Below are 20,983 nucleotides of genomic sequence, written 5' to 3' on the forward strand. Positions count from 1 at the left end.
GCTTTTGTTCGATTTGCACAGCCACAGCGTGTGTTCTGACGGTATTCTAAGCCCTGAGGCGCTAATGTCGAGGGCCAAAGAGCGTGGTGTCACCTCGCTGGCTCTGACAGACCACGATACCGTCGCGGGCCTGGGGCGTGCGCAAACCGCCGCCACTGCTCTGGGTTTGACACTGGTTCCGGGCATAGAGTTCTCCAGTCAGTGGGGGCGTGGAGGGGTTCACATCGTGGGGTTGAACTTCGATCTGGACTCTCCCGACCTGCACCGGGCCATTGCCCAGCAGCAGACGGCACGCGAGGAGCGGGCCCGGGCGATTGACCAGCGCCTGGCAAAACTGGGCATTCCCGGGGCCCTGGACGGTGCCCGGCGCCTGGCCGGAGAAGGGCAGTTGGGGCGGCCCCATTTTGCCGGTTATCTGGTGGAGCGCGGCCTGGTCAAAGACGCCGGAGCCGCCTTCAAAAAGTACCTCGGGGCCGGCAAACCGGCCGATGTCAAATTCCAGTGGCCCTCGATCGAACAGGTGGTGGGCTGGATTCAGGCGGCCGGAGGCCTGGCGGTCCTGGCCCACCCCCGCAAATACCCCCTGACACGCACCAAAATGAGTGCCCTGATTGGTGATTTTGCCGAGCTCGGCGGCGATGCGCTGGAGGTGATCAGCGGGCAGCAACCCTCCGGCATGGCAGAGGATCTCGCGCGTCTGGCGTCACGCCATGAGCTGGCGGCCTCCTGCGGCAGCGACTTTCACCGCCCGGACGCGCCCTGGCAGGAGCTGGGCAATTTCGGCCGGCTGCCGCCGGGTTGTCAGCCTGTGTGGGAGTTGCCAGGCTTTGCCGAGCGCCCCTGACCATTGATGAACAAGCGTACCGATAGCGACAGATACCCTGCACATGAGGAGCGAAGTATGGCGCAGTTTTTTCAGATTCACCCCGATAACCCCCAGGATCGGCTGATCCGGCAGGCCGTGGACATTGTCCGCAAGGGCGGCATCATTGCCTACCCGACGGATTCGGCCTATGCCCTGGGCTGTCATATCGGAGATAAAATGGCGCTGGATCGCATCCGGTTGATGCGACGGCTGGACAAGCACCACAACTTTACCCTGATGTGCCGGGATCTGTCGGAGCTGGCCACCTTTGCGCGGGTGGACAACCAGGTGTTCCGGCTGCTGAAAAATCATACACCCGGCCCCTTCACCTTCATTCTGCCGGGCACCTCGGAAGTTCCCCGGCGGCTCATGCACCCCAAGCGCAAGACCATCGGCCTGCGGGTGCCCGACAATCGCATTGCCCTGGCGCTGATGGAGGAGCTGCGTGAGCCCCTGATGACCAGTAGCCTGCTACTGCCTGGAGATACTCTGCCGATCAGCGACCCGATTGACATCCGTGAGCGGCTCGAACACCAGATTGAGCTGGTGATCGACGGCGGCAATTGCGGTCTGGAGCCCACCACCGTGGTGGATCTGACCGGTGATGTCCCGGTTGTGACCCGGCAGGGCAAGGGCGATGCCAGCGCCTTTGTGCCCGATTGAGCCGCGGCGCTATTCCGGATTAAGTCCCGGCGGTATTCCCGATTGAGCCGCAGCGCTGTTCCTGATTGGGCTGCGGCGCCTCCGGTTTGAGCCCGGCGCTCGATCCCGTGCCCGGCCTGCCCGTATGCCCGGCGGACGTTAGTCGTTATAATGCCCGGCCAATGGATCAAACCACACGAGTGACACGAGAAAATTGATGAGTTCAGCCTCCGATAACAGCGCCGAAGCCACGCAGGACACCTCCGGGCCGTCCCTTGCCGGGGCTGAACTGTCGCGCCGGCCCAGCCAGGAGGAAATGCCCTTCGCCATCGTTCAGGGTAAGGCCTACACCGAGCTTCCCAAGGACCTGTACATTCCGCCGGATGCTCTGGAGGTCTTTCTGGAGGCGTTTGAGGGGCCGCTGGATCTGTTGCTTTACCTGATCCGCCGACAGAACCTGGATATTCTGGATATCGACGTCTCGGAGATCACCCGTCAGTACATGGCCTATGTCGAGCTGATGGACGTGGCTCACTTCGAGTTGGCGGCCGAGTACCTGGTGATGGCGGCCATGCTGGCGGAGATCAAATCGCGCATGCTGCTGCCGCGCAGCCACGAGGAAGAGGAAGACGAAGAAGACCCTCGGGCGGCTCTGATTCGACGGCTGCAGGAGTACGAGCGCTTCAAGGAGGCGGCCGAGGATCTCGATGAATTGCCGCGTGTCGGCCGGGAGGTCTTCGAGGCCAGCGCCGAGGCGCCCGATCGCAGCCTGACCCGCCCGGATCCGGAAGTTGAGCTGAAGGAGATACTGCTGGCCCTGTCCGAGGTACTGCGCCGGGCCGATATGTTTGAAAGCCACCACGTCGAGAAAGAAAAACTCTCCACCCGGGAGCGCATGGCGCAGGTGCTGGACCGGTTGAGCCACAATCAGTTCATGCCCTTCGTCAGCCTGTTCCGGGTGGAGGAAGGGCGGCTCGGAGTGGTCGTGACCTTTCTCGCCGTCATGGAACTGATCAAGGAGGCCCTGGTGGAGATCGTCCAGAGCGAACCCTTCGGTCCCATTCACCTCAAGGCCAGGGTTCAGTAACCCGGCTGCCAATCGAACAGAGACAGTGTGACTCAAGCATGACCATCGAACAGACACAACTGCGCAACATTATCGAGGGCGCGCTTCTGGCGGCAGGTCAGCCCCTGAACCTGAACAAGCTCAAGAGCCTGTTCGAGGAGGACGAAGCGCCGGAAAAAGACGACCTGTTGACGGCTCTGAATGCCATCGCGGCCGATTGTGAGGGGCGCGGGTTCGAGCTCAAAGAGGTGGGCTCGGGCTGGCGCTTTCAGGTGCGCACCGATTTTGCTCCCTGGATCAATCGGCTGTGGGAGGAAAAGCCGCAGAAATACTCCCGCGCCGTGCTCGAGACCCTGGCACTGGTGGCCTACCGGCAGCCGATCACGCGCGGTGACATCGAAGAGATTCGCGGCGTGGCGGTCAGCTCCCACATCATCAAGAGCCTGACCGAGCGCGAGTGGGTCAAGGTGGTGGGGCATAGGGATGTTCCGGGCCGACCGGCCCTCTATGCCACAACGCGCCACTTTCTGGATTACTTCAATCTCAAGAGCCTGGAGGAGTTGCCCAGCCTGGGTGAAATCCGGGATCTGAACGAAATCAACAAGGCGCTGGACCTGAATGATGATGTCGGTGGCCGGGACCCGGAGGCCGATCAGGACAGTTCAGAGAGCAGTGACGCAGAAGGCACCGGATCAGACAGCGAAGCGGCCGAAGGCGCCGATTCTGATCACTCGGAAATGGGCAGCCCGGAAGGTGATAACCCGGAACATGATAGCCCGGAACATGGTAGCCCGGACAATGAAAACACTGAGCCTGAGAGCGACGACGAGTCGCCGCAGACCGACGCCTTCTCTGATCTGCAAGACGACGCACAAGAACACAGCCCTGAGCCCGAGGTCGATGATGACCGGAATCCGGGTTTGCACGATACCGAATCGGATAAGACCCATCTATGAGTAAAGCCAAGCGACCGACCACCCCGCGTACCGGCAAAAGCGAGCCCCGCGCCTCCAAGGCGAAGGCCGCTCCCGAACATAAAGCGGACGAAAAATTGCAGGACGAAAAACTGCAGAAGGTACTGGCGCGTGCCGGTCTCGGTTCACGCCGCGAGATGGAGCGGGCGATTGAGGCCGGTGCCGTCCGGGTCAACAACCGGGAGGCCCATCTGGGGGATCGGGTGACGCCGGATGATGCCATCATGTACCGCGGCGAAGCGGTGCACGTCAAGGCGCAGGTGTCCCGCCAGCGGGTGATTCTGTACAACAAGCCGGAGGGGGAAATCTGTTCGCGTCAGGACCCGGAAGGGCGACGCACCGTTTTCGAGAATCTGCCCAAGCTGCAGGGCGAGCGCTGGATTTCGGTAGGGCGGCTGGACTTCAATACCAGTGGCCTGCTGCTCTTTACCAATGATGGGGAGCTGGCCAACAAGTTGATGCACCCCTCGTCGGTGATTGACCGGGAATATCTGGTGCGTATTCAGGGCGCCGTCGATGATGAAATGAAGCGCCAGTTGATTGAGGGCGTGTTGCTCGAAGACGGTGTGGCACGTTTTACCGACATTGTTGAGGGCGCGGGCGAAGGCCGCAACCGCTGGTTTTACTGTGTGGTGATGGAGGGGCGCAACCGGGAAGTCCGGCGCCTCTGGGAGTCCCAGGGCGTCAAGGTCAGTCGCCTCAAACGGGTCCGTTACGGCAATATTTTCATCCCCTCGCACGTGCGGGTGGGGCAGTGGATTGAGCTGAACGACAAGGAAATCCGGGATCTACTGCTGACCGCCGGGATTGAGAGGCCCAAAGTGCCGACCATGTCGCCGGCCGAGAAGCTTCGTCTGGAGCGGCAGGAGAAACGCCTCCGGTCCGGTGTGGGCAAACGCCCGGCGCCGAAATTGAACCGGCCGAAGAAGTAGCGCTTTCAGAGATTCAGAGTAATGCCCGTTGAAGGGCGGAAGGTGAGCGGGCTGCGGGCGACTCACCGATGACCCGGTTGCGTCCCTCCTCTTTGGCCTGGTAGAGGGCGCGGTCGGCACGATCGAATATGCTGTGAAGCGATGTTTCGCCTTCCGGCAAACGCGTACCGATGCCGACACTGACCGTGATCGCTTTCTGATCGTCGCCCTCACCGGCGGACACCGTGTCCTCTACCCCCCGTCTTATGCGCTCGGCAATGACGCGCGCGCCAGCGCGATCGGTTTTGCTTAATAGAATGACAAACTCCTCACCGCCGTAGCGGAACAACAGATCCGTGTCGCGGCACAAGCGTTCCAGTTGGGCGACCACCTGTTTGAGGATGTCATCCCCGTAACTGTGACCGTAGCGGTCATTGACGCGTTTGAACAGGTCCACATCAACCACCAGCAGCGAGAGTTCGTGCTTGTGACGCTCGGCCAGGCGCAGTTCGCGATGCAGGGCGGAGTCGAAGGCGGCGCGATTGCCAATACCGGTGAGCGAATCGATATGGGCCAAAAGCAGCGCTTCCTGATAGCGCAGGGCGTTGCTCAAGGGTAGCACCAGCACACTGAGCCACTCCTCCAACCACTGTTGTTCCGCCTCGGAAAAACGCTGTTCACGGCTGAATATCAATTGCCCCAACGCCTGATCGCCACAGCTTAACTGATAGTCGCACTGATGCCGGCCGATTTTGCCCAGGCGCTGGGAGCGGGACTCGTGGCCAGACCGTTGGGGTGGGTGGTATTGCAGCCCGGAGAAAGGCAGCATGGGCGCCAGCTGCTGGAAAAATACGCGTAGCTGGACGCTGGGGTCCTGACTGGTCAGCAGCCGGTGCGTCAACTGCAACCGTTGGCTGGCGGAGTCATTGTCCGCCAGCCGGGCTGGAACAGGGATAATGTTGTGGGCATCATCGGCCATGAGTTGTCGCTCAAGTCTTTATTCGTCGGGCCGGGAAGTCAGGTTCCGGCGTATTTGACGGATAAAGCGAATACCGTGCCAACCTCAAGCTGCATCGCTCAAGTGATTGAAAAATAACGATTAAACGAAGCCGCCATCACCCTGGCCGGGTCGGACGTGAGTGGAATCTGGCGCCACCGTCGGTTTTACGACACTTTTTGCCGCTGGGCGGCAAATGTTGGCCGCCCCCGCGAAAAGTGTCGATTATTTGTCATTCGCAGCCGGCAGATCAACCAGCACACAGAGGCCGCCTTCGGGCCGGTTGTGGGCCCTGATCTGCCCCTGGTGCAGAGCTACGCTACGCTGGGCGATGGCCAGTCCCAGACCATAGCCGCCACTGTCGCGATTGCGGTCCTCGTCCGTGCGATAGAAGGGCTGAAAGATATCGCTCAGGCTCTCCTCCGGAACGCCCGGCCCGGAATCACACACCTGGACGGTATACTGGTCGTCTTTGGGCGCCTGCTTCAGATAGAGCGTGACCGGCGTATCCGGGTGCGTGTAGTGCAGGGCATTGCGCAGAATGTTTTCAAATACACCCACCAGCATGTTGCCGTGAGTGGGCACCAGAGCTTCTTCCAGGTCAGTGTCCAGCCGGAGGCGGATCCCTTTGCGCTCGGCCTCCTGGCGATAGTTGTCCATCAGGGTTTCGAGCAGGGCACGCAGATCCAGGGTGTCGTCCAGCTCCCAGCCGCCGTTGTCGTGAACGGGGAGGGCCAGAATGTCGGAAATGACATCGCCCAGGTAGTCCGCCGCCTTCTTGATCCGGTCCAGCTCCTTGTCCACGCGCCCGCCGCTGCGTTGCTGCGCGAGCCCGAGCGCCACCTGCAGGCGCGCCAGGGGTGAGCGCAACTCGTGAGACACATCCTTGATCAGGCGTTTCTGTTCGAGCATGGCTTTTTCCAGTCGCTCGGTCATATGGTCAAAATCGCGGCCCAGCTTGGCGATTTCATCCCGTCGTCCCTCGAACTGGGGACTGACCCTGACACTCAGATCGCCGTTGGCGATCTGCTGGGTGGCTTTCTGCAGCGTGTTGACGCCGCGGGCGAAATGACGGGCCAGGAAGAAACAGGCGGCGCCGCAGATCAGGATGGACACGGACAGCAGGGGCCAGATGTTGCTGATGAACAGCTGCCAGATGATGTCGGCTTCGCTGGTGTCTTCCTCGGTGGAGGACACGGTCAATACCTTGATGCGTTCGCCGTCATTGAGCGAGAGGTAGCGGCCGAATATCTTCTGTGTGCCCTCAATATGTCGCCCGTAGGGTTTGATGCTCGTCAACTTGGGCAGCAACTCGGAAACCCCCTCGGGCAGCGGGCGCTCCAGCAGGTCCTCACCATTGTCGTCGACGATATAGAAGTACCGGGTGGACCAGCTGGGCATGGACTTCATGTCCTGGATGAGTTCCGTGGTGTTGCGATTGATGGCCGAGCCCACCATCTGAAACAGCAGGCGGCGCGCGGGTTCGTAGTTCTGGTCATAGCGGTGTTTGTGGAGCTTGGGCTCCGGCACCAGGTCAAACCAGTGCACCAGGACGTTGGTGGCCACGATGATAGCGGCGGTAATGATCCAGAAGGTGAAAAAGATCTTGAGATACAGTCGTGTCATTCGGCGCCGGTCTCGTCATCGGACTCTTCGTGCAGGGTCAGCATGTAGCCGGCGCCGCGAACGTTGATGATCAACTCCCGGCGCGCCCCGGCGGTGGTGAGCTTTTTGCGGATGTTGCTCACATGCACGTCAATGCTGCGATCGTAGGGGGTCAATTTGCGGTTCAGTGCCTGCTCGGTCAGCTCATCCTTGCTGATGACCTGGCCGGCGCGACGGACCAGCAGCTCCAGGACACTGAATTCGGTCCCGGTCAGGGGAATATCGGCGTCGTCCCAGTGAACACTGCGGCTGCCCAGGTGCAGACGCAGCGCTTCGACCTGGATGCTGTCGGTGCCGGCCTGGGGCTGGCCACCGGGCGCAGCGCGGCGCAGCACGGCGCGAATACGGGCGACCAGCTCACGAGGGTCACAGGGCTTGGGGAGGTAGTCATCGGCGCCGATCTCCAGGCCCACCACCCGGTCGATGGTGTCGCCCTTGGCGGTCAGCATCAGGACCGGCGTCGTGTAGTGTTGTCGTAACTCCTTGAGCACGTCGAAACCACTGCGCTTGGGGAGCATCACATCCAGGACGATGGCGGAATAGGTTCTCCGGTGGGCCAGCTCCAGGGCGCAGTCGCCATCGTGGGCCATGTCCACTTCAAACCCTTCGGCGGTGAGGTACTCGTTGAGCAGCTGACAGAGTTCTCTGTCATCGTCGATTAGCAGCAATTTCGGCATGGTGCTTTCAGTGGAGCTCCCGGATAAGTGATGATTCGTTGAGCCTAGTGTGCAGCAGCCACCAGCGCCTGTCATGACTGGCGTCTCTATTTAACCTTTTTTAACACAGATTGACGCTAGTGGGCTACGCTTGCCTGATTGCGCGAGAATTGGGAGAATCCCGGCTCGAATGTTGAGCCCGCGAATCGAGGTGACTGTGGCAAAGATAGGACTGTTTTTTGGCAGTGATGAAGGCAACACTGAGCGCGTAGCTTACCTGATTCAGCAGTGTCTGGGGCAAGAGCAGGTCAGTGTCCACGATATTGCCGATGTCACCCAGCTGGACCTGGCCGATTACGACCAGCTCATATTGGGCATTCCGACCTGGGACTTCGGGCAGATCCAGTCCGATTGGGAAGAATTCTGGGACGATGTGGCCGAGGTGGACTTCTCCGGCAAGACCATTGCGCTCTTCGGGCTGGGCGATCAGTTCGGTTACGGCGACTATTTTCTGGACGCCATGGGCATGCTGCACGATGTGGTGGTGGCCGGGGGCGCAAGTATCGTCGGGCACTGGCCGACCGAGGGCTACGATTACGATGCCTCCAAGGCCGAGGTGCCGGGTGAGGACCGGTTTGTGGGGCTGGCTCTGGATGAGGACCAGCAGGAGGATCAGACCACCGAACGGCTCAATCGCTGGTGCGCCCAGATACACGCCGAGTTCGGTCTGGAGACACCCCTCAACACACTGGAATAAATAGTTATCTAGGGCACTTCAGCGACAAAGACGGCGCGAATCGGAGCGGGGTGCCCCTCGGCGGTTCTGGTCGGGTCGTCAGGGTCCAGAAATTCCGCCAGGGAGTGAAACCGCATCCAATGGGTGGAACGCTGCTCTTCCGTTGTGGTGGGGCAGAAGTCCACCATTCTCGGGTTGCGAAAACCGCATTTGCGCAACCAGGACACCAGGCTGGGCCCACTGGGCAGAAACCAGACGTTGTTCATCTTGGCGTAGCGCCCCTCGGGAACCAGAACCGCTCCCTGTTCGCCTTCAATCACCAGGGTTTCCAGCACCAGCTGTCCGCCGGGGCGCAGGGCGTCCTTGAGCTCGCGCAGGTGGTCCATGGGGGAGCGTCGGTGGTACAGAACCCCCATGGAAAACACCGTATCAAAGGCCCCCAGGTTGGGGGGCAGCGCTTCAATCCCCACCGGCAGTACATCCACCGGCGGTTGGCCGCCGATCAGGCGTTTGATGGCCTCGAACTGCACCACAAAGCGCGGCGACGGGTCGATCCCGATCACCCGTGCGGCGCCCTCCCCGAGCATGCGCCAGCAGTGGTAGCCGTTGCCACAGCCCACATCCAGTACCAGCCGGTTGTGCAGCGGCGCGAGATAGGGGTGCACCCGGTCCCACTTCCAGTCCGAGCGCCATTCGGTATCCAGATGCAGACCGTAGAGCCAGTAGGGGCCTTTGCGCCAGGGAATCAGCCGTTCCAGCGCTTGCCGCAACTGGCTCTGCTGTTCGGCCGAGGCGTCGGTTTCCTCGCCCACTCGGACTTCGGTATCCAGTGTGACCCGGGAGGGCTTCAGTTCCGGTAATTGGTCCAGGGCTTCAAGCCAGCCGGGCAGGTCACCGTAGCGGGCGGGGTTGAGACCGGCCTCAATCTGTTCGGGCAGGGCTTCGGCCCAGGGGGCCAGCTTGGGATTCTGGCGCAGGGTGGCCAGCAGGTCGTCGTAAACTATCATTTGATGGCGATCAGCGAGGCAAAATTGAAACATTGGAACCAGACGTCGACGCTGGTAAATCCGGCCTGTCGCAAGCGGTCCCGGTGGGTACCCAGGGTTTCGGGGATCAGCACCTGCTCCAGGGCCGAGCGCTTCTGGGCGATTTCCAGGTCGCTGTAGCCGTTGGCCCGCTTGAAGTTGTGGTGTAATTCGATCATCAGATCGTCATGCAGCTTGTCTTCAAACGCGACTTTTTCCGAGAGGATCAGCACGCCGCCAGGCAGCAGGCCCTCGGCGATCGACTCCAGCACCGCCTGGCGCTCGGCCGGGGCGACAAACTGCAGGGTGAAATTGAGCACCACCACCGAGGCGCGCTCGGGCCGGACCTGTTGAATATCGGCGCAGATGAGCTCGACCTCGGGCTCGGCGCTGTCCGCGGCGAGCACCTGGCGGCAGCGCTCAATCATGGCGGGGGAGTTGTCCACGGCCACCAGGTCGCAGTTGGCCGCGTGAATGCGATGGCGCATGGCAAGGGTGGCCGCGCCCAGGGAGCAGCCCAGGTCGTAACAGCGACTGTCGGCCCGGGCGTAGCGCTCGGCCAGGTCGCCAATCATGTTGATGATGGTGGCGTAGCCGGGCACCGAGCGTTTGATCATATCGGGAAAGACATCGACCACCTTCTGGTCGAAAGCGAAACGGCTGACCTGGGCCAGCGGATCGGCGTAGAGTTTGTCGGGGGTGGGGTCAGCCATGGTTCCGGTTACGTTGGTGGTCTTGTTACAAGGATCGTCAGTGTACCTTCTGCATCGCCCCAATGGCAGGGTAGGCCATTGAATTGTCGTGCTTTTTCTTTCCCGGCTTCCTGTTTTTGAGCTATTCTGAGGGCTCAGATCGCCATTGAATACCGTTTTATCTCGTGGAGAACCCTATGGCTTATGCTGGTTACAGCAAGCTGAAAGCCCTGATTGTGGACGATTTTGACAGCTTCCGGATGACTGTCAGCAAGATGCTTCAGGATTTCGGGGTTCGGGATATTCACTCCGCCACCAGTGGTTCTGAAGCGTTGCGTCTCTGCCGCCAGAATGCCTATGACCTGATCCTGTGCGATCACAATCTGGGCAAGGGCAAGACCGGTGAGCAGGTGCTGGAGGATCTGCGCCATCACAACATTCTCGATTCCTCCACCCTGTTTATTCTGATCTCGGCCGAATCCAGCCGCAGTGTGGTGATGGCCGCCTACGACTATGAGCCGGATGAGTATCTGGCCAAGCCGGTCACCACCCGCTCCCTCCAGCGGCGGCTGGACCGGTTGATGATCCGCCGCCAGAAAATGACCCCGATCCATCGCGCTATCAAGGCCGGGCAGATCGATATTGCCATCGCGCTGTGTCGCAAGGAAATCACCGCAGAGGGCCGCTGTGCGACCCAGTGTCAGAAGCTGCTGGGCGAACTGTACCTGAACGAGGAGGATCTCGACGCCGCCGAGGCCCACTATCGCGAGGTGTTGGAGCATCGGCCACTGGACTGGGCCATGCTCGGAATGGCTCGGGTCAAGCGCGCCCGGGACGACCGGCTCGGTGCCGAACAATGGCTCGAGCAGACCCTGCAGGAACACCCCTGGTATATGCAGGCCTACGACCTGCAGGCGCAGCTGTGTCGGGAGCAGAGCGCCCCCGAGCGGCTGCAGAAAGTGCTGGAGGAAGCGGTGCAGGTCTCGCCTCTGTCCATTCGCCGGCAGCAGCAGCTGGGGGATACGGCCCTGGAGAACAACGATATGGCCACCGCTGCCCAGGCATACCGCAAGGCGGTGCGGCTGGGTGAGAACTCGGTTTACGATAAACCCGAGGCCCATCTGAACCTCGCCCGGACGACGGCCAGCCTGTTTCAGGAGGCACCGGATCTGGCAAAAAAGCTCACCCGCGATGCGCTCAAGTCACTGGGCGATTACGAGTCGCGTTTTGGCAAGGATCCGGAACTTAAGGCGCAGTCGCTGTTGATCGAAGCGCAACTGTTTGCCGGGCAGGGTGACAAGCGCAAGGCGGAGCAGCTCCTGCAGGAGAGCCAGGCGTTGCTTGAGGAGGGGCTGGTGCTGAGCCTGGATGGGTCACTGGAGCTGGCGAAAGCCTTTCGTGCGCTGGGACAGACGGAGGGAGCCGGTGAACTGCTGCAGGAATTGGCTGAGGCTCATGCGGGCAATGATGAACAATTGCAGAAGCTGGACCGGCTTCTGGAGGAGCCGGTCAGTCTCAAAAACCGGAAACTCGTGGCAGAGATCAATCAGGCCGGCATTAGCCATCACGAGGCCGGTGACTATCAGAAAGCCATTGCCTGTTTTGATCAGGCGCTGGGCAAGTTCCCGCGTCACATTGGTGTGCGCCTGAACCTGGCCCAGGCACTGCTCGATAAAATGCAGGCGCAGGATCTCAACGAAACTGACCTGTTGAAACTCAACGAAACCCTGAGCTTTGTCGCCGAGACCATTACGCCGCAACACGAACAGTTTCGTCGGTTCCGGCAGCTGCAGGATCTGCAACAACAGTGCGAACGAAAGGCAAAGCTCCCATGAGGCAATGTAGGTGCACCGTCGGTATCACTATGGAGGCGTTCGATGGATGAGCAAGACGGCGACCTGGATTTCAGCTTCGTGCTGGCCTCCAGTGTCCACGACATGAAAAACTCCCTGGGCATGTTGCTGCATACCCTGGAGTCCATGCTATCGGAAAATCCGCCCGAAAATGAACAGCAGCGCAAGACCTTCTCGGTCCTGGGTTATGAGGCCTCGCGCATCAACAGTGAGCTGGTGCAGCTGTTGTCCCTGTATCGACTGCAACACGAAGCCCTGCGGGTTCAGACGGCCGAGCACTTCGTTCTGGATACCATCGAAGATCAACTGGACCGCAATGATGTGCTGTTTCAGGCGCGTGAGATAGAGGTTGAAGTAGACTGCGATCCGGACCTGAACTGGTATTACGACAGTGAGCTGATCGGGGGCGTGGTCAACAATGTGATGGTCAACTGCGCCCGGTATTGCCGCTCTCGCATGCAGGTGCGCGCCAGTCGTGAACAGGGTACACTCTGCATCGCGATCGCCGACGATGGCAATGGTTATCCGCAATCAATGCTGGATGCCCCGAATCAGAAAAACGCCGGGGTCTCTTTCAGCGAGGGCAGCACCAATCTGGGCCTGTTGTTTGCACACCAGGTGCTGCAATTGCATCGTTCGGGGTCCCAGCGAGGCTACCTGCAGCTGGCCAACCAGGGGCCCCTGGGGGGTGGCGTATTGTCACTCTATCTTCCCTGAGTGGATGCCCGAAGCCCCGGGGCCTGATCGTTGATGACACTGTTAAAAATCAGAAGAGTCCAGATTAAACATTATGCTCAAACTTCGTGCCCGCGATAATAAACATCAGGCGGTCTGGCTCGTCGAGCCGGGAGTCAAAGTCGGCCGGTCGGCCTCCAACGATCTGATACTGGATCACAGTGCGATCGCCGGATTGCAGTTTGTGATCGGGGTAAGAGCCGACCGCCTGATCATGCACAATCGGGCTCCGCAGACCCCGATCACCCTCAATGGCCGGACAGCGCCGGAGCGTTGCCTGGTAAAGGAGCGCGATGTCATCGGTGTGGGCGGAATCGAGCTCGAAGTGATCGATCCCAAAAAAGATCCGGAAGCACCGCCCCCGCCCAGCGACTGGAGCCTCAAAGCCAATAGCGCGGCGCTGGCAAGTCGGGTGTTTCCACTGAAGGGGACCACGGTGGTCGGCCGCTCCAGTGAGTGTGACATTCATTTGGCTGTTGCCCACCTGTCCCGGCGTCACGCTCAATTACAAGTGATCGAAGGGCTGCTCTACGTCAAGGATCTGGGCTCCGCCAATGGCACCTTTCTCAATGGCAAGCCGGTGTCAGAGGCGAGAGTCAGGCGTGGAGACGAGCTGCGTTTCGATACCCTGGCGTTCGGCGTGCTCGGTCCCTCGGATGAGCTGGACAAAACCAGTGTCCGGGTCGCGGCGGCCCCGGTGGCCCAGAAGCCCGGCCGCAGCGCGGAGCCGCCGCTCCGGCCGCGCCCATCGCCTGTGGCGCGACATCGGGCCAGGGTGTCACCACCGGCGCCCGAACCGGTGTCGGTATCGGGTTCGACACGCCGCCGCTGGGTCGGTTGGCTGATTCTGGCGTTATTGGCCGCCCTGGCGGCGGTCGTGGTTCTGGGCCGTTGAGTTGTTCTCAATTCCTGTAAAGTTTTCGCTCTGTTGGCCGATACCCTGAGCGGTGTTCCCATTAATCGGCCCCAGCGCCGACCCCGGCCATCAGAGGTCATTATGCAAAGCATTCATTCCAACCCCCAGTCACGGCCCCCCGAACTTCCGGTGAGTAATACCCGGAGTCAGGCCGCTCGTGAGTCGGGCGCCCGTGCCAGCGGGGCGGAGCAACCCGAGAATCCAACGGCCGCTAGGCGCAGCGCAAGCGACAATCGCCAGAGCGCTCTGAAACTGGTCGATCAGACACTGGCCATGGGCTATGAGAAGTTGGCGGCGAAGCAGAAGTCTTCTGCTGGCGAGTTCGCCCGTTTTGAGCCGCTGAGCGCCGAGAAGGTGGCGGGCAACATTCTCGGCTTCATTGAAGCCCGGCTGCAGAAAGACGCCGCCGCGGGCGCCAGTCAGGAGGCCCTGGAAGAGCGCCTTGAACAGGGCCTGGCGGGCTTCAAAAAAGGGTTTGCCCAGGCGCAGGAGAAGCTGGAGGCGCTGAGCATGCTCAGCCCGGAGGTCGAAGAGGATATCGGTCAGACCCGGGAGCTGGTGCTGGATGGCATTGACCAGTTGCGCCAACGTCTGCTGGACGGAGCACTCGAGCCGGCCCGGGGTGACAGCTCCGGCAGAGCTTCCGAGTCGTCGGGCAGCCGCCTGCTGGCCTATGATTATGGCCAGGCACGGGCCACCTCATTCAGCTTCTCGATGGTGACCGCCGAGGGTGATCGGGTGGAGATCCGGGCCGAAGACAGCCGGGCGGCTTCCCTGCAGGGGTCGGCGACAGGGCAGACGCTGTCGGCCTCCGCCAGTCAGTCTCGGAGTTGGTCGGTGTCCGGCTCGCTCAACGATTCGGAACGCTCGGCCATTGAGCAGTTGATCGGTGAGGTGGATGAGCTGGCTGAGCAGTTTTTTGCCGGCGATCTGTCGGGTGCCATGGGATCGGCCGAGTCCCTCGGGTACGATCGGGAGCAGATTCTGGGCTTTTCACTGAATCTCAGCCAGTCGAGCATCCAGAGAGCGAGTGAAACATACAAAGGTGTTGGTCAAAACGCCGGCCGGTCTCAGGAACTGCCTCAAGGCCGTGACTTGCAGCAGCAGTTGGCACCCCTGGGGCAGTTCGCCCGCGACCTGCAGCAGACGTTGCGTGATGCGCAGCCAATCAGTGCCGACGCGCCCGGACTGGTTCTGGATGTGGCGGAGCAGCTGGCGTCGGGTGAAAAGGCAGACCATGTCGACGCGGGGCAGTCGCTGCGGGACTTCATGGAGTCACTCTTGGCCGGCCTGAATACAACGGATTAACGCCTTGGTTCATACGCTGACACTTTACACGACGGCGGGCTGTCATCTTTGCGATCAGGCCGAAGCGCTGATCTGGCCGCAATTGGCCTCGGGGCAGTGGCGGTTGCAGTTGGTCGATATTGCGCAATCCGATGAGCTGATCGAGCGCTACGGCGTGCGCATTCCCGTGGTGGCCAAAATGGCCGAGGACGATCCCTCGAAGGTGGTGGCAGAGCTGGGTTGGCCCTTTGATTCGCACCAGTTTGCGCAGTTTTTGCGCTCCTGAAATTTACGTTCCCGTGCCTGAATTTTGCGTTTCAGAGAGTTTGTGGCGCCGGGAATTCATTGACGGAAAGTGTCGGGTTGAAGTGTCGGGTTATGGTCGATCGATGCCAGCCTGGGACATGGTTTCCGACACCCACTGAAGTGCATCGATATAGGCCTGTGACAACATGTCCGGGGTAATCTTGTACGCCTCAAGATAACGCCAGTCGATTTTCTCCCATTCGCCCCGCTCGTAGTGTTCCACCACATCCAGGACTCGACCTTCAGCGCCCGAGTGGGTCAGTAGGGCTTCGCTGAGCTCCTGATTGAGCGACAGGTTCGCCAGCAGAATATCCAGCGGAACATCCATGAACGCGTCCAGCGTGGAGAGCAGTCCCACGGTAAAGAAAGCATCCTGACGCTTGGTGTTGTCCATTTGATGGGCGAGGCGTTCACACATACGGGCGCGGGTCAGCGCGGCTACACTCAGCTCCAACGGCTTGTTGCCGAGATTGGCCATGGCCAGCAGGTTGACCCAGTTCTTGATGATGTCGAGCCCCAACAGGGTGATCGCCTGGCGCAATGACTCGATGCTGCGTGGCAGTGAAAATGCGGCCGAATTGACCAGTCGCAACAGTTTGTAGCTCAGTATCGGGTCCTGGGAGAGCAGGCGTTCCACCTGGGGAATGGAAACATCGGGATCGTGCAGCGCCGCAAGCAACTGCAATACGGCCTGTTTGCTTTCGGTGATTCGATGGCCCTTGAGTATTTTGGGGCGAGCCAGAAAGTAGCCCTGAAACAGATCAAAGCCCAGGGCTTTACAGTGCTCCAGCATCTCATAGGTTTCCACCTTTTCGGCCAGCAGAGTGTAGCCTTCGGGCTTGAGTTGCTCAATGTACTGCTTGAGCTCGGGCTCTGATAAAACCAACACATCGAGCTTGATGATGTCGGCATACGCCAGCAGAGGGCGGGTATGGTCATTGAGTACAAAATCATCCAGAGCAATGGTGTAACCCTGGCGTTTGAGCTCCTTCAGGCTTTCCAGTAGCGCTTCATCGACCTGTTCATCCTCGAGCACTTCGACTACCAGCTGACGCTTGTCAAACGGTGGCGGGGTGACCAGCAGGGCACGGGTAAAATTGATGAAGGCCCTGTTTTTGCCTACCACAATTTCCAGCGAAAGCTCGGCGAAGGTGTGCAAAAGCACCTGGGAGCTGGCTGAATCACCGCTGCTGAAATCGGCCCGGTTGATATTACCGGTCCGGCACAGAAGTTCGTAGGCGACGACTCGCATGTTGCTGTCGAAAATCGGTTGGCGCGCGAGTAGCGGCAATAACTCTGACATGAAGGTACGTTTCAGATCCTGGCATATAGGCAGGACAGTTTATATCGACAGACGTTGTCGACACAATGAATGATGCGTAGGGCTTGAATCCTCCGCTCCGCTCAGAAGGTCGCGCCCGCCTCCTCGGGGGTAATGAAAGGGCTCTTTTCTCCCAGTCGATAACTGTAAATCACGGAGTAGGAAAGAATGTTCTGCACGTAGCCCCGTGTTTCCCGGAAGGGGATGGTTTCTATCCAGACGTCATAGGGCAGTTTGTGGTCGTTACGCTTGAGCCACTGTTTGACCCGGTAGGGGCCGGCATTGTATGCAGCGGCCGCCAGAATCCGGTTGCCGTTGAACTCGTTGAGCAGTTCGTGCAGATAGCGGCTGCCCAGCGTGATGTTCTTTTCCGGGCTCAGCAGGTCGCTGCGACGGTAAGGGACGCCGGCCCGGCGCGCTGTCTGCTGGGCCGTCGAGGGCATCAGTTGCATCAGGCCCATGGCGCCGGCCGGTGAGCGGGCGTGGGGCATGAAGGCGCTTTCCTGGCGGGCAATGGCAAACAACAGGTCCGGGTTGATTTTCGTTGCTTCGGCGGCTGTGCGCATCTGCTCCTGATAGGCGAGCGGAAAGCGCAGTTGCAGGTCGTTCCAGGAGCGCGCGCTGATCATCGCCTGAATCCCTTTACGGTGCCAGCCCCACTGCTCGGCGAGCTTGCCGGCCGCGATGACCGATTCATGATCGAGTTGGGGAATGGTGTAAAACCACTCCCGGCTGGCGTTGTTGACGTCTCCGGTCAGCAGCAATTCCCGGGCCCGGCGCAGGCCGGGGTGTTGTGCTATGCGCTCCAGCTGTTCGGGGGAGACCTGCTCGGGCTGGTCCAGTAACCGGTAGTCGTAGCCGAGCTTGTCCGCGGATAAAAAGCCGTAAAAGCTGCGGGTTGCGGCGACCGCCGCGTAGAGGTCAGCCGGATCTGTGCCCTCCTGCTGGAGTTCGAGCTCCTCGATCAGGCGCGCGCGCCAGTAGCGCCAGCGCTCGCTGTCCTGGGCCTCGGCGGGCAGCTGCATGACCCAGGTGTAAGCCCGCTCCCAATCCATCTGAGACAGGGCGTCGCGGATGATGGCCTCCATCAGGTCGGTACTGGTCAGCGCCGGCACCTCGGCCAGCAGACGGTCGGCCAGCTGTGGATGATCCTGGAAGACCAGGTGTTGCGCGATGGTCTGTTGGGTCTGGAGCCGCTCGGCATCGGAGAACAGCTGTTGAGCGTCGTACCCGCGCCAGAGGCTCAACGCCAGTGGTGCGTCGCGGCGGGCCAGGCGTCGCAGGCCGTGGTTGATCACATCCTGCATGGCCTGGGATTGCTGGCGGAAGCGCTCCTGGCGGGTCAGGCGCGCCGGGTCGCGATCCACTTCGCGCAGCAGCGCGGCCAGCGGTTGTTGGGACTCGGACATCTGGCGGGCGATGTAGGCCGCCAGGTGGTGATTGCGGGCTTCCACGGCTTTTTTGTGGCGACTCCAGGCCAGTTCGGGGGTCAGGCGGTCGCTGGCCAGCCAGCGATCGAACAGCGGATCGCAGACATTGGGCTGGGAGTTGCCCACATTCCACAGGGGGGCGACCTCGTCCAGGGCACTCGGATCATCCCGCTGCAGTCGGGCCCAGAGCTGGTGGCATTGGAGTTCAGTGTCGGCGCTCTCGGCGTCATAGAAAGACAGGTAGGTGCTCCAGCGCTCCTGTTTTGCCAGCACGTGCAACCATTGGCGGCGCAGTTGGTGCGCCAGGTAGCTGGCCTGTTCGCGTTCGAGAAAATCGGCGATCTCGTCCGGCTCGGCCTGACTCAGGGTCCGGGTCAGTTCGCGGTATTCAAGGTAGGGCCGCAAAGGATAGTCGCCCAGTTCACTGGAAAGGCTCTCGTAGCGATCCATCTGCCGGCGCGAGAGGGCATCCCGGGCGTCGAGGTAGCGCTCCCGTTGGACCTCCAGTTGCAGACTGGCCGGGACCGGTGAGGCGTCCATGAGGTCAGAAACGGGCGTCTCGGTATCGGCGGCTTGACCCTGCAGGGTGGTCAGGGTGGATGCGATGAGCAGAACGAACGTCAGCGCTGGCGTTCGTGGCTGGCGTCGGTCGGTACGCTTCTGGAAGGAGGCAGGGCGCCAGGGGGTCTTGTTCAGCATGAAAATACAACCTCGAATGACATCGGCCAACCAACCCGGCTGAATCCGTACAGCGCATTATTCTTCTGTGAATGGCGGATTGGCTGTATGATGCAGCTCGTTGTTTTATGGGAGCGGAAGCGCCGGCTTCCACCGCGCCGCCCGGTCCCACCTGGAACGAACTCGCGCAACGAATGCGCAACTCTCGTGTTTGAGGATAACAGCCTCCGGTAAGCCGCGCTATAGCGGCCGAGAGAATTTTTCTGTTTTGTCGGTTTGATCAAAAAGTGGCCCCATGTCCTTGATTCGTCTTGAAAATGCTCAGCTCAGCTACGGTTTGCAGGTCCTGTTGGACGGTGTAGACCTCAATATTGAAAAAGGCCGCCGCCTGTGCCTGATCGGGCGCAATGGGGCGGGCAAATCCAGCCTGTTGAAAGTGCTCTCGGGCGATGTCGATCTCGATGGTGGCACCCTGAGCCACGCGCCGGAACTGCAGATCGCGCGTCTGGCGCAGGATCTGCCCGAGGCCAATGGCCGCTCGGTGTTTGATGTGGTCGCCGCCGGTCTGGGTGAGGTGGGCGCCTTGCTGGAGGAGTTTCACACTCTCTCCCACGGAGGAGGGGCGGACGATATGGAGCGTCTGTCGGAGCTGCAGCAGCGGATTGAGGCCGTTGATGGCTGGCAATTTCAGCAGAAGGTCGACACCACTCTGACCCGGCTGGGGCTGGACGGCGACTGGTTCATGGACAACCTCTCCGGCGGCTGGCGTCGCCGGGTTGCCCTGGCCCAGGCGCTGGTGTCCTCGCCCGATGTGCTCCTGCTGGATGAGCCCACCAACCATCTGGATATTGCGGCCATCGAATGGCTGGAGCAGCAACTGCTGCAGTTCCAGGGGGCGCTGGTGTTCATCACCCACGACCGCTCGCTGTTGCAGAAGCTCGCCACTGACATCGCGGAGTTGGACCGGGGGTTTCTGCGCACCTGGTCCGGGACCTACGACCGCTTTCTGGAGTATCGGGAACAGGTGCTGGAAGAAGAGGCGCGACACAATGCTCTGTTCGACAAGAAGCTGGCCCAGGAAGAAACCTGGATCCGCCAGGGCATCAAGGCCCGCCGCACCCGCAACGAAGGGCGCGTGCGAGAACTCAAGGCCATGCGCGAAGATCGACGCCAACGGCGCGAGCAGCAGGGCAAAGCGAGCTTTTCGGTCAGCAGCGGTGAGCGCTCGGGCAAGCTGGTGGCGGAACTGGAAAAGGTCAGCTACGGCTTCCCGGACAAGCAGATTGTGCAGGACTTTACCAGCGTGATCATGCGCGGCGACCGGATTGGTCTGATTGGCGCCAATGGTGCGGGCAAAAGTACCCTGCTGAAATTGATTCTGGGAGAACTGGAGCCCCAGCAGGGCCGGGCGCGACTCGGCACCCAGCTGCAGGTGGCCTATTTTGATCAGCTGCGCGAACAGCTGAACCTGAATCAGAGCGCGGTGGACAACATTGCCGAGGGGCGTGAATTCATCGAGCTCAATGGCAAGTCCCGGCACATCATTTCTTACCTCAGTGACTTCCTGTTTACCGGGGAGCGGGCGCGCACGCCGCTGCGTGCCCTGTCGGGGGGCGAGCGCAATCGGGTGTTGCTGGCCAAGCTGTTCAGCAAACCCGCCAACCTGTTGGTGATGGATGAGCCGACCAACGACCTGGATGTGGAAACGCTGGAGCTGCTTGAAGATCTGCTCACGGATTACGACGGAACCGTGTTGTTGGTCAGCCACGACCGGGCGTTTCTCAACAATATCGTGACCAGTGTGATCGCCTTTGAAGGGCGCGGTCAGGTGCGCGAGTATGTCGGTGGCTATGACGACTGGCTGCGTCAGGGTGGACGCTGGACCGATGAGGGCGAAGCGCCGGGCGCCGCCTGGTCCTCGGGCGGTGCCGCCGAAGCGACGGCCACGACAGCAACTCCGGGCAGCACCAGCGACAAAAAGAGTCGCAAGCCCAAAAAACTCAGCTACAAGTTGCAGCGCGAGTTTGAACAGCTCCCGGAAAAAATAGAGCAGTTGGAGTCAGAGCTGGAGGCGTTGCAGCAGAAGGCGGCCGACCCCGAGTTTTACGCCGGCCCGGCCGAGGCGGTGGACGATCATCTCAAGCAGTTGGCGGAGAAGGAGCAGGCGCTCGAAAGCTGCTTCGAGCGCTGGGCCGAATTGGAGGATATGCAGGAGGGGTGATTTTTTA

The 20,983-nt window shown here is 60.8% G+C and carries 19 protein-coding genes; 12 read left to right on the plus strand and 7 right to left on the minus strand.

All coding sequences use genetic code 11. The features are described 5' to 3' along the window. The first annotated feature begins 13 nt into the window (after positions 1-13). The 5 genes from AAE484_RS03850 to rluB all read left to right on the plus strand — a co-directional run bounded on the left by AAE484_RS03850 (position 14) and on the right by rluB (position 4,479). Positions 14-844 carry a PHP domain-containing protein gene (locus AAE484_RS03850; RefSeq protein WP_445928829.1) on the plus strand — a complete coding sequence of 277 codons (831 nt, stop codon included), beginning with the start codon at positions 14-16 and terminating at the stop codon, positions 842-844. A 57-nt stretch (positions 845-901) separates the two neighbouring features. After that, a complete protein-coding gene (locus AAE484_RS03855; protein ID WP_341937014.1) occupies positions 902-1,528 on the plus strand; it encodes an L-threonylcarbamoyladenylate synthase in 627 nt (208 codons plus the stop codon). 196 nt (positions 1,529-1,724) lie between these two features. After that, positions 1,725-2,594: a segregation and condensation protein A gene (locus AAE484_RS03860; RefSeq protein WP_341937015.1), complete on the plus strand. Its 870-nt coding sequence runs from the start codon at positions 1,725-1,727 to the stop codon at positions 2,592-2,594. 38 nt (positions 2,595-2,632) lie between these two features. Further along, positions 2,633-3,529: an SMC-Scp complex subunit ScpB gene (gene scpB, locus AAE484_RS03865; RefSeq protein ID WP_341937016.1), complete on the plus strand. Its 897-nt coding sequence runs from the start codon at positions 2,633-2,635 to the stop codon at positions 3,527-3,529. Then, positions 3,526-4,479, plus strand: a complete 954-nt coding sequence (rluB, locus tag AAE484_RS03870) for a 23S rRNA pseudouridine(2605) synthase RluB (RefSeq protein ID WP_341937017.1) — start codon at positions 3,526-3,528, stop codon at positions 4,477-4,479. The genes scpB and rluB overlap by 4 nt, the downstream gene beginning before the upstream one ends. 13 nt (positions 4,480-4,492) lie before the next feature. Here rluB and AAE484_RS03875 read toward each other — a convergent pair whose 3' ends face one another. The 3 genes from AAE484_RS03875 to AAE484_RS03885 form a co-directional block, all read right to left on the minus strand. After that, positions 4,493-5,437 carry a GGDEF domain-containing protein gene (locus AAE484_RS03875; RefSeq protein WP_341937018.1) on the minus strand — a complete coding sequence of 315 codons (945 nt, stop codon included), beginning with the start codon at positions 5,435-5,437 and terminating at the stop codon, positions 4,493-4,495. A gap of 243 nt (positions 5,438-5,680) precedes the next feature. Then, positions 5,681-7,081, minus strand: a complete 1,401-nt coding sequence (locus tag AAE484_RS03880; protein WP_341937019.1) for an ATP-binding protein — start codon at positions 7,079-7,081, stop codon at positions 5,681-5,683. Continuing rightward, entirely contained in the window at positions 7,078-7,797 is a 720-nt protein-coding gene (locus AAE484_RS03885; protein WP_341937020.1) for a response regulator, read from the minus strand. The genes AAE484_RS03880 and AAE484_RS03885 overlap by 4 nt, the downstream gene beginning before the upstream one ends. Positions 7,798-7,993: 196 nt before the next feature. On the opposite strand from AAE484_RS03885, the gene AAE484_RS03890 reads away from it, so the two are divergent. Then, positions 7,994-8,533 (plus strand): flavodoxin, encoded by a 540-nt coding sequence (locus AAE484_RS03890; protein ID WP_341937021.1) that lies wholly within the window; start codon positions 7,994-7,996, stop codon positions 8,531-8,533. An 8-nt stretch (positions 8,534-8,541) separates the two neighbouring features. Here the strand turns inward: AAE484_RS03890 and cmoB are convergent, their stop codons facing one another. After that, positions 8,542-9,519, minus strand: coding sequence for a tRNA 5-methoxyuridine(34)/uridine 5-oxyacetic acid(34) synthase CmoB (cmoB, locus tag AAE484_RS03895; RefSeq protein ID WP_341937022.1), 978 nt, complete (start codon positions 9,517-9,519; stop codon positions 8,542-8,544). Beyond that, a complete protein-coding gene (cmoA, locus tag AAE484_RS03900) occupies positions 9,516-10,250 on the minus strand; it encodes a carboxy-S-adenosyl-L-methionine synthase CmoA (RefSeq protein ID WP_341937023.1) in 735 nt (244 codons plus the stop codon). Before cmoA ends, cmoB begins: the two co-directional genes overlap by 4 nt. Positions 10,251-10,426: 176 nt before the next feature. Here cmoA and AAE484_RS03905 point away from each other — a divergent pair, with 176 nt between their 5' ends. From AAE484_RS03905 to AAE484_RS03925, 5 genes are all read left to right on the plus strand, one after another. Continuing rightward, positions 10,427-12,064 carry a response regulator gene (locus AAE484_RS03905; RefSeq protein ID WP_341937024.1) on the plus strand — a complete coding sequence of 546 codons (1,638 nt, stop codon included), beginning with the start codon at positions 10,427-10,429 and terminating at the stop codon, positions 12,062-12,064. A 42-nt stretch (positions 12,065-12,106) separates the two neighbouring features. Next, positions 12,107-12,799 carry a sensor histidine kinase gene (locus AAE484_RS03910; RefSeq protein WP_341937025.1) on the plus strand — a complete coding sequence of 231 codons (693 nt, stop codon included), beginning with the start codon at positions 12,107-12,109 and terminating at the stop codon, positions 12,797-12,799. A gap of 73 nt (positions 12,800-12,872) precedes the next feature. Next, positions 12,873-13,712, plus strand: coding sequence for an FHA domain-containing protein (locus AAE484_RS03915; protein ID WP_341937026.1), 840 nt, complete (start codon positions 12,873-12,875; stop codon positions 13,710-13,712). 102 nt (positions 13,713-13,814) lie between these two features. Then, positions 13,815-15,041: a DUF5610 domain-containing protein gene (locus AAE484_RS03920; RefSeq protein ID WP_341937027.1), complete on the plus strand. Its 1,227-nt coding sequence runs from the start codon at positions 13,815-13,817 to the stop codon at positions 15,039-15,041. A 4-nt stretch (positions 15,042-15,045) separates the two neighbouring features. Then, positions 15,046-15,306, plus strand: a complete 261-nt coding sequence (locus AAE484_RS03925) for a glutaredoxin family protein (protein ID WP_341937028.1) — start codon at positions 15,046-15,048, stop codon at positions 15,304-15,306. A 90-nt stretch (positions 15,307-15,396) separates the two neighbouring features. Here AAE484_RS03925 and AAE484_RS03930 read toward each other — a convergent pair whose 3' ends face one another. After that, a complete protein-coding gene (locus tag AAE484_RS03930; RefSeq protein ID WP_341937029.1) occupies positions 15,397-16,629 on the minus strand; it encodes an EAL and HDOD domain-containing protein in 1,233 nt (410 codons plus the stop codon). Between the two features lie 101 nt (positions 16,630-16,730). After that, positions 16,731-18,776 carry a transglycosylase SLT domain-containing protein gene (locus AAE484_RS03935; protein WP_341937030.1) on the minus strand — a complete coding sequence of 682 codons (2,046 nt, stop codon included), beginning with the start codon at positions 18,774-18,776 and terminating at the stop codon, positions 16,731-16,733. A 274-nt stretch (positions 18,777-19,050) separates the two neighbouring features. Here AAE484_RS03935 and AAE484_RS03940 point away from each other — a divergent pair, with 274 nt between their 5' ends. After that, complete coding sequence (locus AAE484_RS03940; RefSeq protein ID WP_341937031.1) at positions 19,051-20,976, plus strand: ATP-binding cassette domain-containing protein; 1,926 nt, start codon at positions 19,051-19,053, stop codon at positions 20,974-20,976. The last annotated feature ends 7 nt before the right edge of the window (positions 20,977-20,983 follow it).

The organism is Marinimicrobium sp. C2-29, assembly GCF_038419845.1.
Classification (GTDB): Bacteria; Pseudomonadota; Gammaproteobacteria; order Pseudomonadales; family Cellvibrionaceae; genus Marinimicrobium.